Source organism: Agrobacterium vitis, assembly GCF_037039395.1.
In the GTDB taxonomy this organism is placed as follows: Bacteria; Pseudomonadota; Alphaproteobacteria; order Rhizobiales; family Rhizobiaceae; genus Allorhizobium; species Allorhizobium vitis_E.
In genome coordinates, this window is sequence record NZ_CP146243.1 from 151005 (window position 1) to 166788 (window position 15784).

Here is a 15784-nt window from a genome sequence, read left to right on the forward strand (position 1 = left end):
AACTTATCGCCTTGAACGCAACATCTTGGCGCGAGGAATTAGTTCATGCGGCGTGAAGGCGCGCGATTTGGTGCCATGCTTGCATGGCTGCTGTTCGCAGTTCGCGATGGTGGACGGATGGGATATCGTGTCGGGGAACGTTAAAGAGGTTGGCGATGGGGTCATGGATGGAAACGAAACGCTGAAGATGTCGTGCTGACTTGAAGCGCTTCATGATCTTCTCGCGTCGTCGGACGGGCTGATGCGAGTTTTCTGCCCGATTGTTCAATCCTTTGTGAGAACGATGCTCAATGCCGGGCATGACCTCCCGCTTTGCTGCACCATAGGATCGTAGTTTGTCGGTAATCATCACACGCGGCGCACGGCCTTGGGCTTTCAGGAGCTTGGGCATCAAACGTTTTGCCGCCTTGGTATTGCGGCGGTTTTGCACCAGCACGTCGAGAACAAAGCCATCCTGATCAACGGCGCGCCAAAGCCAGTGTTTCCTTCCAACGATGGTGATGACAACCTCATCGAGATGCCATTTGTCCCCGAGCCTGCCGGTAGATCGTTTGCGGATATCATTGGCAAAGTGTCTACCGAATTTCTCAGCCCAGAGCCGCACGGTTTGATGAGAGACGATGACGCCACGCGCTGCCAGCAGATCTTCGACCATCCGCAGGCTAAGCGGAAACCGGAAATACAGCCAAACTGCATGGGCAATAACTTCAGCGGGAAATCGGTGGCGACGATAAAGTGGATCACGGCTAGATCTGGTCATGCAACCAGATCCCACATTTTGATCGATGTCCGGTTAACGTTACGATGCCCTTCATACCATGGCCAAAACGAAAGAAACCCGCCGGGGTGCGCAGTTCGAAGCCGAAGCTAAGTCCGAGGCGTGGCGGGTCTTATTGATGAGACATCTGGCCCATGCTCCTTAACAAAGCAATAAGTCGGATCGGAATAATTTTCCAAATGATGGTAGCGCGCGATCGCTCGATCCTCCACCAGTTTTTAAAGCCATCTTCGACTTCCGACCAATCAACGCGCTGCGTCCTCGAAGCCGCATGGCCATGCCTACAACCGGGGTATGGCTTCATCCCAGCAGTAAAATTGGCTTCGGCCGAAAGTCGGATGCTTACTTCTCTAAGCTGAAGGAACATGGGCATATTCCGTCAAAGCTGTGTCGCCGAGCAAAGGGCCAGGGTTCATATCCTATCAAGGCGGGCATTTCTGGATGGCATGGGGAACGGGAAAGCAGGAACACTGTTATTCACGTTCCCCTTCATGTCATTAGGCGCGATCGATTGCGTCAGCAAGTAACGAAACGATGTCATCGATCTGGCTCGTTTCAATCGTCAACGGTGGAGAGAGCGCGATGATGTCTCCGGTTACGCGGATCAAAACGCCGCGGTTGAAGCAGTCGACAAAGACGTCATAGGCACGCGTCCCGACGGAGGTTCCGCGTGGCGCGAGTTCGATCCCGGCAACAAGACCGATCGTTCGAATGTCGATGACGTTCATTCGCCCCTTTAAGGCGTGGATAGCGGTTTCCCAGTGCTGTGAAAGTTCCGCAGCACGCGTTAGGAGCCCTTCCTTTTGGTAGATTTCGAGCGTGGCGAGACCGGCGGCGCATGCAACGGGATGACCGGAATACGTGTAGCCATGGAATAGTTCGATTGCAGATTCCAGACCGTGCATGAGAGCGTCGTGAACCGCCGAACTGGTAAATACCGCTCCCATTGGAACGACACCGTTGGTAAGGCCCTTGGCTGTGGTGATGATATCGGGTGTTATGCCAAAATAGTCGACTGCAAATGGAGTACCCAAACGGCCAAAGCCGCTGATGACCTCGTCGAAGATCAACAATATGCCATGCTTGTCGGCTATGGCGCGAAGACGTTCGAGATAGCCTTTCGGAGGGAGCAGGACCCCGGTGGAGCCGGCAACAGGCTCTACGATTACGGCTGCTATGGTTTCGGCGCCGTGCAGCCCAACCAGGCGCTCCAGATCGTCCGCCAGATCGGCGCCGTGTTCAGGAAGACCGCCCTTCGTAAATGCGTTTTTGGCAAGGTCGTGGGTATGGCGAAGATGGTCTGTGCCGGGAAGGGTTGGGAATACACGACGGTTGTTGACGAGACCGCCAACGGAAATGCCGCCGAATCCGACGCCATGATAGCCGCGCTCCCGACCAATCACGCGCGTACGCGTTCCCTGTCCAATGGCGCGCTGATATGCAATTGCGATCTTCAGCGCCGTGTCGACGGATTCCGAGCCGGAGCCCGTATAGAAGATCTTGTCGAGCTTCTTGCCATCCTCGCCTGGCGCGACATCGGCAAGGCGCTCGGCGAATTGGAACGCGATAGGATGCCCCATCTGAAACGACGGCGCAAAATCGAGCGTCATCAGCTGGCGCTCAACGGCTTGGGCAATGGATTTCCGGCCGTGGCCAGCATTCACACACCATAGGCCGGCAGTGCCGTCCAGCACCTTGTTGCCGTCGACATCTTGATAATAAACACCCTCGGCCGAGGCGAGGAGGCGAGGGGCTTTCTTGAACTGCCTGTTCGCCGTAAAGGGCATCCAGTAGCTATCGAGATTAACGGTGTTGGCGATCGTCATTTTGAGTACTCCCTAGGCCATTGTTAGAGCTTGGTTCGTTCTGATTTCGGGTCATACATCGAGCGTATCGATGCGTCCGCCGCGAACCGCTGGCCTGCCACTTCGATTTCGTAGACCGACGCAAGGACCTGTTCCTCGGTTTCTCCCTTGCACGGCACGTAACCCATGCCGATTGCTCCTCCGAGGTGATGGCCGTAATTGCCGGATGTGATGATCGAGACGATTTCCCCATCGCGCACCAAGGCTTCGTTGTGGAAAAGCAAGGGTTCCGGATCACGCAGCTTGAACTGCAACATCCGGCGTTCAAGACCGGTCTCCCGCTTTTGGACCACGGCATCCCGACCTATGAAGTCACCCTTGTTAGTTTTGACGGCGAACCCGAGCCCTGCTTCCAGAACGTGGTCTTCGTCGGTGATGTCATGGCCAAAATGGCGGAAGCCCTTTTCGATACGGCAGGAGTCCAGAGCGTGTAACCCGCAAAGCTTCAGGCCAACTTCTTTCCCGGCGTCCTCAAGCGCTTCGAATACGTGCGCTGTCTGGTCACTCGACACGTACAATTCCCAGCCCAACTCGCCGACATACGTGACACGGTGCGCGCGGGCCAGGCCCATCCCGATCTCAATCTCCTGAGCTGTTCCAAACGGGAATGCGGCGTTGGAAAAGTCATTGGGGCTGACCCGGGTGATGACATCGCGAGCCTTCGGTCCCATCAGCACCAGAACGGATTCGGCCGCTGAGATATCTGTGACAACGACGAACTCCTCCGGCTGAATCTGCTTGCGAAACCAGGCAAGGTCGCGTTGCAGCGTGGCACCTGGAACGACCGCGAAGAAGGCGGTGTTCGAGAGGCGCGTAATTGTGAGGTCGCTCTCGATACCGCCGCGATTGTTCAGCATCTGCGTGTAGACGATACGGCCTGAAGGGACATCCATCTGGTTGGCGCAAACCCTTTGAAGGAACGCCAGGGCATCGCGACCTTCGATACGGATTTTGCCAAAGGAGGTCATGTCGAACAGACCGACGCCGTTTCTGATGGCAAGGTGCTCTTGCTTCTGGTTCTCGAACCAGTTCTGCCGTTTCCAGCTGTAACGGTACTCGCGCTCTTGCCCTTCGTTTGCGAACCAATTGGCGCGCTCCCAGCCGGCAACTTCGCCGAACACGGCACCTCGCGCCTTCAGATGCTCGTGCAATGGAGACCGACGAATTCCGCGGGATGTCGCAACCTGCCGATAGGGGAAATGATCTGCGTATAGGAGACCAAGTGTCTCCGTCACACGTTCCTTCAAGTAGGCGCGGTTCTTCTGGAATGGCTGGGCACGCCGGATGTCGACTTCCCAGAGATCGAACGGAGCTTCGCCGTCATTCATCCACTGGGCGAGTGCAAATCCTGCGCCACCCGACGACGAGATGCCGATGGAATTGTAACCGGCGGCAACCCAGTAGCCCTTCAATTCGGGCGCTTCGCCAAGATAATAACGGTCGTCCGGCGTGAAACTTTCCGGCCCGTTGAAGAAGGTGTGAATGCCGGCTGTTTCAAGCATCGGCATCCGGTTGACGGCCTTCTCCAGGATAGGCTCGAAGTGATCGAAATCTTCCGGCAGCTGGTCAAAGCAGAAATCTTCGCGAATACCATTCATGCCCCATGGCTTTGCCTTCGGCTCGAACGCGCCAAGCAGCATCTTGCCCGCGTCTTCCTTGTAGTAGGCACACTCGTCCGGCACGCGAAGAACGGGAAGCCGCGAGAGGTTTTCGATGGCTTCGGTGACGATGTAGAAATGCTCGCACGCGTGAAGAGGCAAGGTGACCCCGGAGCGGGCCGCAAGGTCACGGCCCCACATGCCACCGCAATTGACGACCAGGTCCGTCTCGATCGTCCCTTCATCTTCGCCCTGTGCCCATGACACGCCCGTAACGCGGCCATCCTTCTCATTGACCGCGGTTACCTTGACATTCTCGATGATTTTCGCGCCACGCTGACGTGCGCCCTTTGCCAGCGCCATGGCGATATTGGCGGGGTCGCATTGCCCGTCCAAGGGCAAATGCACCGCGCCGACGACGTCTGCGATGTTGAGGTGCGGATAGAGGTTCTTGACCTCCTCCGGCGAGATTTCATTCACATCGATGTCGAATGCCCTCGCCAGTGTCGCCTGACGGTAGATTTCTTCCTTACGCTCGTGTGTCAAGGCAACCGTGATCGAGCCATTCTGACGCATGCCGGTCGCAATGCCGGTCTCCTCTTCGAGCTTCACGTAAAGATCGGCCGAGTATTTAGCCAGGCGTGTCATGTTCTGCGAGGCGCGAAGCTGGCCGATGAGGCCGGCTGCGTGCCACGTCGTTCCCGATGTCAACTGCTTGCGTTCGAGCAGAATGATGTCGGTCCATCCCAGTTTCGCTAAGTGGTATGCCACCGAGCAACCGGAAATGCCGCCGCCGATAATGACGACGCGTGCCTTGGCAGGAAGGTTACTCATGCGCGAATTCTTTCGTTCTTAGGGTCCCAGAGCGGTTCGTCAGTATGGACGGTAGCCGCATGTCGTTGGCCAAAAATTTCAATTTCGAGTTTGGTGCCCGGTTCATGCAGCTCGGAGCGCAGCATGCCGAGGGCAATTGACTTGCCGACGCGGTGCCCATAGCCGCCCGATGTGGTTTCCCCGACGATCGTGTCGCCGAGCCAGATGGTGGACATGTAGGGCGCATCGAAATCGCCTGCATCGACAGTCAAAGTCGCAAACCGTTTTTTCACGCCCGCCTGCTTTTCGCCCGCCAATGCCGCCTTGCCGAGGAAGTTTTCCTTGTCCCACTTCACGAAACGGTCGAGACCGCCCTGCAGGATCGTGTAGTCGGTCGAAAGGTCACCCTTCCAGGTGCGATAGCCCTTTTCAAGCCGCAGCGAATCCAGTGCGAACATCCCGAACGGACGCAGCCCGAAACCCTTGCCTGCTTCCCAAATCGCATCGAATACGGATGGTGTATCCTCGACTCGGCTGTGGATTTCCCAGCCAAGCTCACCGGCGAACGATACGCGGATGATCCGGCAGGGGCGATCGGCGATCTCGGTTGTTTGATGTGTCAACCATCCCTTAGAGAGATCGCAGGCGGTGACGCACGCCAATATATCGCGCGAGGCCGGACCAGTCAGGATCTGGCACGAATACTGTTCCGTGACGTCGGTGATGGTGACATTCCCGTCTTTCGGCAGATGCTTCTCCAGCCATTCGCGGTCATGCCACTGGGCTACCGCTGCGGTGATGAGCACGAACTCGTCTTCGTCGTTCGCCATGATCGACATCTCGGTAACGATACGTCCCTTCTCGTCCGCGAAGTAGGCCAGACCAATGCGCCCGGGCTTCGGAACAAGACCCGTGGTCATGCTCAGAAGCCATTCGCGTGTGCCGGGGCCTTCGACCTTGAATCGCGAAAAGCCCGGAAGGTCGAGGATGCCTGCATGGTCACGAACAGCAAGGCATTCTTCACGAATGCGCTGCTGCCACGGTCCATCTCGGCTAAATGTCTCGGTTGAGTGTTCTGACGTGTCGTCGTCGGGCTGCGCGTACCAATTGGCTCGTTCCCAACCATTGTATGCGCCGAACTGGCCCCCGAGTGCCTGGATGCGATTATGGATTGGAGAAAGCTTCCTGTCGCGGCCTGCTGGCCACATGTGTTTTGGAAAATGAATGGCATATTCGTTGCCATAGACTTCCATAGCCTTGTCTACACAGTATTGCTGGTCAGTATAATGTGTGAATCGACGCGGATCGCAGGACCACATGTCCCATTCGGTCTGGCCTTCGGTGATCCATTCGGCGAGCACCTTTCCGGCACCACCGCCCTGTGCGATGCCGAAAGTGAAGACACATGCCTCGAACGCATTGGGTACACCTGGCATCGGCCCGATCAAAGGATTGCCGTCCGGAGTATAAGGGATAGGACCATTGATGATCTTGGATAGACCAGCGGTGCCAAGGATCGGAACACGTTCGACGGCATCATTCAGATACCATTCGAGGCGATCGAGGTCGTCTGGATAGAGCTGGAATGAAAAGTCCGCTGGCATCGGATCCTCGGCGGTATTCCAGTGTGCCCGGCAGTTACGCTCATATGGACCGAGATTCATCCCGGTCTTCTCTTGTCGCAGATAGTAGGAGCTATCGACATCGCGCAGAAGGGGCAGTTTGCCACCATTCTCCTTCGACCATGCAGCGAGTTCCGGGATTTCCTCGAAGAGGATGTATTGATGGCTCATCACCGCCATCGGAACGTTTCTGCCGAACATGCGGCCCACTTCCTGTGCGCGGTAACCTGCGGCATTGACGACGTAGTCACATCGGATGTCACCTTTCTCAGTCGAGATAACCCATTCCTCTTTGTCGCGGCTGACGGATGTCACAGGGCAAAAGCGGATGATCCTGGCACCCATGTCGCGGGCACCTTTGGCAAGCGCCTGGGTGAGCTGGGCAGGATCGATGTCTCCATCGTTCGGATCGTAAAGTGCGCCCTTGAGGTCGTGGGTTTCCAGGAAGGGATAGCGGCTCGTAATCTCGTCTACGCCAAGGACCTCAATGTCCATGCCCTGATAGCGTCCCATTCCCTTGACGCGTTGGAACTCCAACATTCGCTCATCTGTGTGCGCGAGCCGTAGCGAGCCGGTGACATGATAGTTCATCGGGTAGTCGACTTCGGCACCAAGCTTTTTGTACAGCTCGGTCGAGTAGCGTTGCATATTCATGAGCGACCAGGAGGACGAAAACGTCGGAACATTGCCGGCCGCGTGCCAGGTAGAGCCGGAGGTCAGCTCATTCTTTTCGAGCAGAACGCAATCCGTCCAGCCGGCTTTAGCAAGATGATAGAGGCCTGAGACGCCAACGACGCCACCACCAATGATGACAACGCGCGCTCTTGTTGGTACTTCAGACATTGTTTGTCTCCGGAATGACAAGGAGGCTGCCGCTAGCACCCCTCATTTTTTGTTATTTCTGGCAACCGATAAACTCGCGCATAGGCGTGTTGACTCGTCGGCCTACTTCTCTTTAGTGACTCGGCTGCGACTACAGAATCCGTTGAAGCTCGGGCAAAGCGTCGAACAGGTCGGCCACGAGTCCGTAATCGGCGACCTGGAAGATCGGCGCTTCCTCGTCCTTGTTGATTGCGACGATGACCCTCGAATCCTTCATGCCGGCGAGGTGCTGGATCGCACCGGAGATGCCGCAAGCGATGTAAAGCTGCGGTGCAACAACCTTGCCTGTCTGGCCAATCTGCAAGTCGTTCGGAGCATATCCTGCGTCCACCGCCGCGCGAGATGCGCCAACAGCCGCTCCCAACTTGTCAGCGACCGGGAAGACCACTTCCGAAAATTTCTCGGCGGATCCAAGCGCACGACCACCGGAAATGATAATTTTGGCCGATGAGAGCTCGGGACGATCCGAGGACGAAAGTGCATCGCCCACAAAGGTCGATAGCTCATGGTTTACCGAAGCATCTATTGTTTCGATTGGTGCGCCACCGGCTACCCCTGTAGGTTCGAAAGCCGCGGCCCTGACGGTAATGACGCGCTTGGTATCCGTTGCCTGAATCGTCTGGATTGCGTTTCCGGCGTAGATCGGGCGCCTGAACGTGTCAGGTGTCACAACCTCGATGATTTCGGACACTTGAGCCACATCGAGAAGTGCTGCGACCCTGGGCATGACGTTTTTGCCGACGGAGGTCGCCGCCATGATCAGTGTATCGTATGCTGGAGACAGACCAACAATGAGGTCGGCAAGTGGCTCGGCAAGATTGTTTGCGAAATGGGCCGCGTCGGCTATCACGACTCTTGCCACGCCTTCAAGGGCCGCAGCCGCAGTCGCTGCGCCCTTTGCATTGTGCCCGGCAACCAGAATGTGGACGACACTGCCAATCTTCCGAGCGGCTGTAAGGGCTTTTGCTGTCTGGTCCGACACTGATACGGTATCGTGATCTGCGATGAGTAATATTGTCATGGTCATCTCCCGACTATAGGACGCCAGCTTCAGTTCTGAGTTTTTCGACAAGTTCGGCGACCGACTTAACGTTGATGCCCGACTTGCGGCCCGCAGGCTCTTCTGTCTTCAACAGCTTGAGACGAGGCTCCGTCGAAACGCCCAACGCGGCAGGCGTTGTCTTGTCGAGTGGCATCTTCTTTGCTTTCATGATGTTCGGCAACGATGCGTAGCGCGGCTCGTTAAGCCGCAGATCGGTCGTGACAACAGCGGGGAGCTTGATGCGGATCGTCTGCAGACCGCCATCGACTTCGCGTGTGACGGTCGCCTTTTCTTCTGCAATCTCCAGCTTGGAAGCAAATGTGCCCTGAGCCCATCCAAGAAGGGCTGCCAACATCTGACCGGTCTGGTTGCAGTCATCGTCGATAGCCTGCTTGCCGACGATGATGAGACCAGGCTGTTCTGCCTCAGCGATCGATCTCAGTATTTTAGCGACGGCAAGCGGTTCGACCGGCGTATCCGTTTCGACGAGGATTGCACGATCTGCACCCATGGCCAGAGCAGTTCGCAGCGTTTCTTCCGCCTTTGCTGGACCGATCGATACGACAACAATTTCCTTCGCCAAGCCGGCTTCCCTCAAACGAAGGGCTTCCTCGACGGAGATTTCGTCGAACGGGTTCATAGACATCTTGACGTTCGCGAGCTCGACATCAGATCCATCGGGTTTGACCCGAATTTTGACGTTGTAGTCGATCACTCTTTTGACAGGGACAAGAATCTTCATGGTGGTCTCCGAGATCGAGCGCACTATTCTGCGTCAGGGTTCGGCTCGCTCCTGGCGGGCCTGAAGGGCGTTTGCCGTCAGCATCAATGCTGCTGCAACAATGATAAGAAGTGTGGCGACCGCTGTAATCGCCGGGCTGATTTGCTCTCTCAAGCCTGACCACATTTGCCGCGGAAGTGTTTTCTGCTCGGCGCCAGTCACAAAAAGAGCCACCACGACATCATCAAAAGAGGTGACGAATGCGAAGATCGCACCGGAAACGACACCCGGCATGATGATTGGGAGCATAACCCGGCGGAAAGCGGTCGTTGGTGCGGCTCCGAGACTGGCTGCGGCCCGCATAAGACGGTGGTCGAAGCCCTCGAGCGTTGCGGCCACGGTAATCATCACGAAAGGCGCACCGAGAGCAGTGTGCGAGAGGATCAATCCAGTCAGCGTGTTCAGCAGACCGATGTCTGCATAAAAGTAGAAAATACCGACAGCCGCGACGACGACCGGTATAACGATCGGCGAAATGATGATGGCCGACAGGGCCATCTTCCAGGGGCAGTCCGGTCGATTGAGGCCAATCGCGGCTAGGGTACCCAGGATAGTCGACAGCAAAGTTGCAAAGATCGCCACAATGACACTGTTGCGCGCTGCCAACTGCCAATCCGCCGAGGCAAACACGTCCTCGTACCAGCGAAGCGAAAAGCCGGGCATGGGATAAGTGAAAAAGGGCTCGGCATTGAATGACAACGGTATGATTGCGAGAATTGGTGCCATGAGGAAAAAAAGCACAAGCGCCGAGAAGAAACGCAGTAGCCAGCGTGCGCCGGTGGCCTTTGGAAGCGAGACTGCCATACTCATGCTTTTGCTCCCGTGCGCCGACCATAAGCGACAACGAGCGCCGTATAGAAACCAACGACGAGGCCAAGCAGCACAACTGCGAGTGCTGCTGCCATACCCCAGTTCGACGATTGATTGACGAAATAGGCAATGAAGTAGCTCAGCATCTGGTCTTTCGGACCCCCAACGAGGGCTGGCGTGATGTAGTAGCCAAGCGCCAGAATGAACACGAGGAGCGCTCCCGCTCCCACACCAGGTAATGTGAGCGGGAGATAAACGCGCAAGAAGGCCTTGTAGGGTGGTGCGCCGAGTGACGATGCGGCCCGCCAATATGTTCCGGGGATCCCTTTCATGACGGCGTGCACCGGAAGGACGACAAACGGCAAGAGGATGTGGGTCATCGCAATGAGGACGCCAGCGCGGTTATGGACAAGTTCCAATGGATTGGTGATCAGGCCAAGCGTTCGCAGAAGGGAATTTACCACCCCGTTGTTCTGCAGGAGTACCAGCCACGCGGTCGTTCGCACGAGCAGGGACGTCCAGAATGGCAGGAGAACCAGCATCATCAACCAGCGCGTAGTTTTGGGATCTGTAGAAGCCAGCATGTAGGCAAGTGGATAGCCAATCAGGACACAAAGGATAGTCACTGACAGACTTATAAGGACCGTCCGGATGATGACGTCGATATAGATCGCGTCCTGTGTTTCCATCACGATTGAACCGTCGGGTGCCTTCTTGAGATCGAGTGCTTTCAAAAGGTAGTAATCCGTAATCGCGGGCGAGCCATCCAGGATGGTTTGCCAGGTCGCGACCTGCCCCCATTTTTCGTTAATAGCGATCAGTCCCTGCTTGGTGTTAGCCGGATCGAGGTCACCAAGTTCCTTAACGGTACGAGTAACCAGTGTGCGAAATCCTGCGTCCAAATAGTTGAGGCGCTTTCCCAACTCGGCAATCCGATCACGCGGGGCTGCCTTTAGATCCGCGACAAATGCGCGGAAAGTTTCATCGGAGGGAAGCTCCCGACCATCCCATCGGGCCAGAAGCGGCGCACTTAAAGCCAGAACGTTTGGAACTTCCCGATTGTCCACGGCGCGGACCAGAAGAAGTCCGATCGGAAACAGGAAAGTCACCAAGAGAAACACGAGAAGCGGCGCAACGAGCCCCAGAGCCTTGAGGCTTCCGGCCCTACGCGACCTTTCGAGCCGCTTCTTCAATGCGAGGTTTGGGCCGGATGCGGTCTTTGTCACGACGGTCTCATTGTAGGGCATGTCATGTTTAGGCAGTGCCATCGATACTCTCGCCAACGAAAACGGACATTGAAAACTCGGCGGAGGGTTGCCCCTCCACCGAGAGGGTTGCCTTATTGAGCGAGCCAGGTGTTGAAGCGCGCTGTCAGTTCCTCGTCGTGGTCGGCCCAGAACTGAGCTGAGATCGAGAACGACGTCTTTGAATTGTCCGGAGCTGTCGGAAGGTTTGACATGACGGATGCATCAACGAACTTCGATGCCTCGAGGCTTGAAGGGCCATACGGCATGTACTTTGTCTGTTCGGCAAGGTTTTCAGGCTTGCTTGCGAAAGCAACGAACTTCTTTGCAAGTTCGAGCTTGGAGGTTCCCTTCGGGATCGCCCACATGTCCCAGTCGAGAGCCGCGCCATCCCAAACGATCTTGAAATTCTTTCCGCTGTTTTTCACGGCATCGTAGATGCGGCCGTTATATGCGGTGGTGATAGCCACTTCGCCGTCTGCAAGAAGCTGAGGCGGCTGAGCGCCGGCCCCCCACCAGACCTTTACGTACGGCTTGATCTGGTCGAGTTTCTTGAATGCGCGATCGACCCCTTCCTTGGTGGCGAGCACCTTGTAAACGTCGGCCGGTGCGACGCCGTCCGCGATCAAGGCAAGCTCGAGAGTCGACTTGGGGGATTTACGAAGGGAGCGTGCGCCCGGAAACCTCTTGACGTCCCAGATGTCTGCAACAGTTGTCGGGCCACCATTGGGGAATTTCGAAGCATCATAGGCAAAAATGTAGGCAAAGGCGACGTTGCCGACTGCGCACTCCAGAGCAGCGCCGGGTAAGAATTTGTCTTTCCCACCGAGGCTATTGTAATCAATGGGCTCTAGCCAGCCTTCGTCGCAACCTTGCAGCGCGTGACCTGGTTCGACGTCAACAACGTCCCAGCTCGTTGTACCGGTTTCGACCATGCCCTTGAGCTTCGCAGTTTCGCCGCTCCACTCATCGGTTACGATATTGACGCCGGACGCCTTCTTGAAAGGTTCGAAGTAGGCCTTTGCCTGGCTCTCTTGATACGCACCGCCCCAAGACGCGATCGTGAGGCTGTCTGCTGCATGGGCGAAAGTGGACGATCCCGACAGCAGGACTGCGTACATAGCTGCCGAGGTGAACTTGGACGTGATTTTGTTCTTCATTGTCATTCCCCTGATTGTTATCGTTCAGTCACTGGCCAAGAACGATCAATTTGAAATGCCCGCCCTTGGTTATTTCCAGACAGCAACTCGAAAAATTGCTGCGCTGAATTCTTGGCTACTGGAGAGCAGAGCAGTCGGCCTGGCTCCAGCCGATATTGACCTTTTTCCCTTTGGTCATTTCCGATGACTGCAATGATCCATTTGGAACCTTGACGACGATATCGTTGCTTCCGAGAGCCGACAGACGAACCCGGACGTGGTCGCCGAGATAGAACACCTCTTCGATGATGGCGGCTGCGACATTGTCGTTGTCACCCTTTGGATCGATGTGAATACGTTCTGGTCTAATCGATAGCGTCGTGCGGGCACCGGCACTCATGGAGCCTGACGCTCTTGCCCGAACCAACTGGTCTGCACCATCCAGATGAACGTGACATTCGGATCCATTGATCGATTGCACTCGTCCAGCTAGCGCGTTGTTGTCGCCGATAAACCGCGCGACGAAGGGATTGGATGGGTTCTCGTAAATGTTGGTTGGGGAACCAAGCTGTTGAACGATACCATCGTTGAAGATGGCAATTCGGTCGGACATCGTCAGCGCCTCGCCTTGGTCGTGAGTCACGTAAACGATGGATATGCCGAGCCGTTCATGCAGGTGTTTGATTTCAAGCTGCATATGCTCGCGCAGTTGCTTGTCGAGCGCCCCGAGGGGCTCATCCATGAGGACCAGAGACGGTTTGAAAACGAGTGCTCTTGCCAGCGCTATACGCTGTTGTTGACCGCCGGAAAGCTGAGCTGGTCGACGGTTTGCAAACTGGCCCATTTGAACCATGTCCAAGGCCGCCCGAACCTGTTCCTTCTGATCCACTTTCCCGACGCGCCGCATCTGGAGAGGAAACGCAACGTTCTCAGCGACCGTCATGTTTGGAAAAAGGGCGTAATTTTGAAAGACAACCCCGATATTGCGATGGTGCGGGGGTAGATTTTCGATGGGCCTGCCATCAAGAATGATCGCGCCTGAGGTAGGGGTCTCAAACCCTGCGAGCATCATGAGCGATGTTGTTTTGCCTGATCCCGATGGTCCCAGCATCGTCAGGAATTCGCCCTTTCGAATATCGAGGTTCAATCGTTTGACGACAATATTGACGCCGTCATAGGTCTTTTCAACGGCATCGAAGCGAACAATGTAAGTGTCGTTACTCTGGTTCATTTCTGCCTCGCTCGATAGCTCAGCGGCAGGGTGCAGGTCTTGACCGACAGGCACGGCTGTGCAAGCCGGACGGTGCCCCGTCGGGCGTTCCGTTCAGAAAATCTCATGTTCCCACTCCGGTCTGAGGGCCTGATTTTTTTTCCCTTGCTTGGGGGTCAGTGCCACAATCCATATAATTTGGACTAGAAAATTCATCTCATATAAAAAATGGTTTTACAAGTGTGAAAAAAATGGCTTGATTTTTCACCAATAAATATTCAGTATCACGCCAACATCAGAAAACTATTGAAAAACTGCGCTAGAAATTTCATGGAAGGCGATGACTCAACATTCAGAAATTGTCTGCGGCTCTGCCTGAGATGTAAATATTTCTGATTTTTTGCCGAGGAATCGCGATGCCCCCGAGAAGTTTGCGTAGAGCTGAAGCCTTGAATGCCGAAGAGGTGGCGCCTGAGGCAGCGATTGGCGGACAGATCAGGGAACTGCGAAAGGTTAAGGGGCTCACGCTGCAACAGGTTGCCGACGCTGCTGAGATATCCGTGGGATACCTCAGTCAGATAGAGCGCAATCAGACGAAGTTGCCGATCGGCGTCCTGAAAAAGATCAGCGGCACTCTCGGTGTGCACATGAGCTGGTTTTTTCATGCTGACGACATTCCGAGCCAGGAAAGGGACATAGTGGTGCGGTCACACAACCGCCGCCGCTTTACCTTTACCGGGATTGGCATTGAGGAAGAACTGCTCTCTCCCAATTTGAGCGGTCCGCTTGAGTTGCTCATGAGCACCATCGAGCCGGGCGCTGACAGCGGAGATTACAGCCACGATGGCGTTGAGGCAGGGCTCGTCGTTTCAGGACGGCTGGACTTATGGGTGTCAGGTACGTTTTTCCAGCTCGAAGAGGGTGACAGTTTTTCCTTCAAGAGCACGGAAATCCACCGTTGTGCGAATTCCGGTGACAAGCAGACGAAGGTCGTTTGGGTCATTACGCCGCCGCACTACTAGCGTCGCGGAAGGCCTGCCGACCAGTCGTTCGATCGGTCTAAATTCAGTTAAGGGCGCTTTCGTCACTTCGCTTTGCGGAGCGATGACGGCTACCTACTCAGTGGCAAAAAAAGGGGAATAACCATGCCATCAAACTTCATCCTGACGCTGAATTGCGTGGACAAGGTCGGAATCGTTGCGGCGGTGACGACAGAGCTGGCTGCTATTGGCGCGAACATTGCCGAAAGCAATCAGTATTGGGATAAGAATTCCAATCGGTTCTTTATGCGTTTAGCATTCACTACGTCGGACGAGAAGTCCCGCGACGATGTCGAGCGCGTCCTGAAATCGGTAACCGACCGATTCGAGATGAAAACCAAGCTTGTCGATGTCAGTCGCAAGCCGAAGATCATCATTATGGTTTCCAAATTCGACCACGCTATGCTCCATCTCCTGTATCAGATCCGAGTCGGATGGCTGAATGCCGAAGTTGTGGCAATCGCTTCCAATCATGAGGATAGCGCTGCAACCGCAAAACTTGAAGGCATTCCCTACCATTGCTGGAAGGTGACGAGGGAGAACAAGGCGGAGCAAGAAGAGCGGCTGATTACGCTTGCAAGCGAAATGGGCGCTGATCTGGTTATTCTCGCTCGTTACATGCAGGTGCTGTCTGACAACCTCTCGACACGGCTCTTCGGCAAGATCATCAATATCCACCATTCGTTCCTGCCTTCGTTCAAGGGTGCAAAGCCGTATCACCAGGCCTTTGACCGCGGTGTGAAGATTATTGGAGCGACCTCGCATTACGTCACACCGGATCTGGATGAGGGTCCGATTATCGAGCAAGAGACTGAACGGGTCACCCACGCGATGAGCGCAGAGGATTTCGTGGCGACCGGCCGTGACATCGAAAGCCGAGTACTGGCGCGCGCGGTGAAAATGCATCTGGAATGCCGCGTGATGCTGAACGGCCACAAAACCGTCGTCTTTGCGTAAGGA

12 protein-coding genes are annotated in these 15784 nt (G+C 55.6%); 2 read left to right on the forward strand and 10 right to left on the reverse strand.

The genetic code is table 11. The features are described 5' to 3' along the window. Positions 1-43 precede the first annotated feature (43 nt). The 10 genes from V6582_RS21185 to V6582_RS21230 form a co-directional block, all read right to left on the reverse strand. Entirely contained in the window at positions 44-760 is a 717-nt protein-coding gene (locus V6582_RS21185) for an IS6 family transposase (protein WP_156634572.1), read from the reverse strand. 515 nt (positions 761-1275) lie between these two features. Beyond that, a complete protein-coding gene (locus V6582_RS21190) occupies positions 1276-2604 on the reverse strand; it encodes an aspartate aminotransferase family protein (protein WP_156634571.1) in 1329 nt (442 codons plus the stop codon). Between the two features lie 23 nt (positions 2605-2627). Further along, the gene (locus V6582_RS21195; RefSeq protein ID WP_156634570.1) at positions 2628-5075 is read right to left on the reverse strand and encodes a GcvT family protein; all 2448 of its coding nucleotides are present in this window, start codon (positions 5073-5075) and stop codon (positions 2628-2630) included. Next, a complete protein-coding gene (locus V6582_RS21200; protein WP_156634569.1) occupies positions 5072-7519 on the reverse strand; it encodes a GcvT family protein in 2448 nt (815 codons plus the stop codon). The genes V6582_RS21195 and V6582_RS21200 overlap by 4 nt, the downstream gene beginning before the upstream one ends. Positions 7520-7649: 130 nt before the next feature. Beyond that, positions 7650-8579: an electron transfer flavoprotein subunit alpha/FixB family protein gene (locus tag V6582_RS21205; RefSeq protein ID WP_156634568.1), complete on the reverse strand. Its 930-nt coding sequence runs from the start codon at positions 8577-8579 to the stop codon at positions 7650-7652. Between the two features lie 13 nt (positions 8580-8592). Beyond that, on the reverse strand, positions 8593-9342 hold the full coding sequence (locus V6582_RS21210) for an electron transfer flavoprotein subunit beta/FixA family protein (RefSeq protein WP_156634567.1): 750 nt from the start codon (positions 9340-9342) through the stop codon (positions 8593-8595). A gap of 33 nt (positions 9343-9375) precedes the next feature. After that, a complete protein-coding gene (locus V6582_RS21215) occupies positions 9376-10185 on the reverse strand; it encodes an ABC transporter permease (RefSeq protein ID WP_156634584.1) in 810 nt (269 codons plus the stop codon). 2 nt (positions 10186-10187) lie between these two features. Then, positions 10188-11438, reverse strand: coding sequence for an ABC transporter permease (locus tag V6582_RS21220; RefSeq protein ID WP_156634583.1), 1251 nt, complete (start codon positions 11436-11438; stop codon positions 10188-10190). A 92-nt stretch (positions 11439-11530) separates the two neighbouring features. After that, the gene (locus V6582_RS21225; protein ID WP_197434506.1) at positions 11531-12556 is read right to left on the reverse strand and encodes an ABC transporter substrate-binding protein; all 1026 of its coding nucleotides are present in this window, start codon (positions 12554-12556) and stop codon (positions 11531-11533) included. 154 nt (positions 12557-12710) lie between these two features. Next, a complete protein-coding gene (locus V6582_RS21230; RefSeq protein ID WP_156634565.1) occupies positions 12711-13805 on the reverse strand; it encodes an ABC transporter ATP-binding protein in 1095 nt (364 codons plus the stop codon). Between the two features lie 428 nt (positions 13806-14233). Between V6582_RS21230 and V6582_RS21235 the strand changes: the two genes are divergently transcribed. Next, positions 14234-14806 (forward strand): helix-turn-helix domain-containing protein, encoded by a 573-nt coding sequence (locus tag V6582_RS21235; protein WP_234889864.1) that lies wholly within the window; start codon positions 14234-14236, stop codon positions 14804-14806. A gap of 123 nt (positions 14807-14929) precedes the next feature. After that, positions 14930-15781: a formyltetrahydrofolate deformylase gene (gene purU, locus V6582_RS21240; protein WP_156634582.1), complete on the forward strand. Its 852-nt coding sequence runs from the start codon at positions 14930-14932 to the stop codon at positions 15779-15781. Positions 15782-15784 lie beyond the last annotated feature (3 nt).

Coding starts and splice junctions, on each gene's coding strand:
- V6582_RS21190 (WP_156634571.1), bottom strand. CDS start 2,604: ATGACGATCGCCAACACCGTTAATCTCGATAGCTACTGGATGCCCTTT.
- V6582_RS21200 (WP_156634569.1), bottom strand. CDS start 7,519: ATGTCTGAAGTACCAACAAGAGCGCGCGTTGTCATCATTGGTGGTGGC.
- purU (WP_156634582.1), top strand. CDS start 14,930: ATGCCATCAAACTTCATCCTGACGCTGAATTGCGTGGACAAGGTCGGA.
- V6582_RS21185 (WP_156634572.1), bottom strand. CDS start 760: ATGACCAGATCTAGCCGTGATCCACTTTATCGTCGCCACCGATTTCCC.
- V6582_RS21210 (WP_156634567.1), bottom strand. CDS start 9,342: ATGAAGATTCTTGTCCCTGTCAAAAGAGTGATCGACTACAACGTCAAA.
- V6582_RS21195 (WP_156634570.1), bottom strand. CDS start 5,075: ATGAGTAACCTTCCTGCCAAGGCACGCGTCGTCATTATCGGCGGCGGC.
- V6582_RS21225 (WP_197434506.1), bottom strand. CDS start 12,556: ATGTACGCAGTCCTGCTGTCGGGATCGTCCACTTTCGCCCATGCAGCA.
- V6582_RS21230 (WP_156634565.1), bottom strand. CDS start 13,805: ATGAACCAGAGTAACGACACTTACATTGTTCGCTTCGATGCCGTTGAA.
- V6582_RS21220 (WP_156634583.1), bottom strand. CDS start 11,438: ATGCCCTACAATGAGACCGTCGTGACAAAGACCGCATCCGGCCCAAAC.
- V6582_RS21215 (WP_156634584.1), bottom strand. CDS start 10,185: ATGGCAGTCTCGCTTCCAAAGGCCACCGGCGCACGCTGGCTACTGCGT.
- V6582_RS21205 (WP_156634568.1), bottom strand. CDS start 8,579: ATGACAATATTACTCATCGCAGATCACGATACCGTATCAGTGTCGGAC.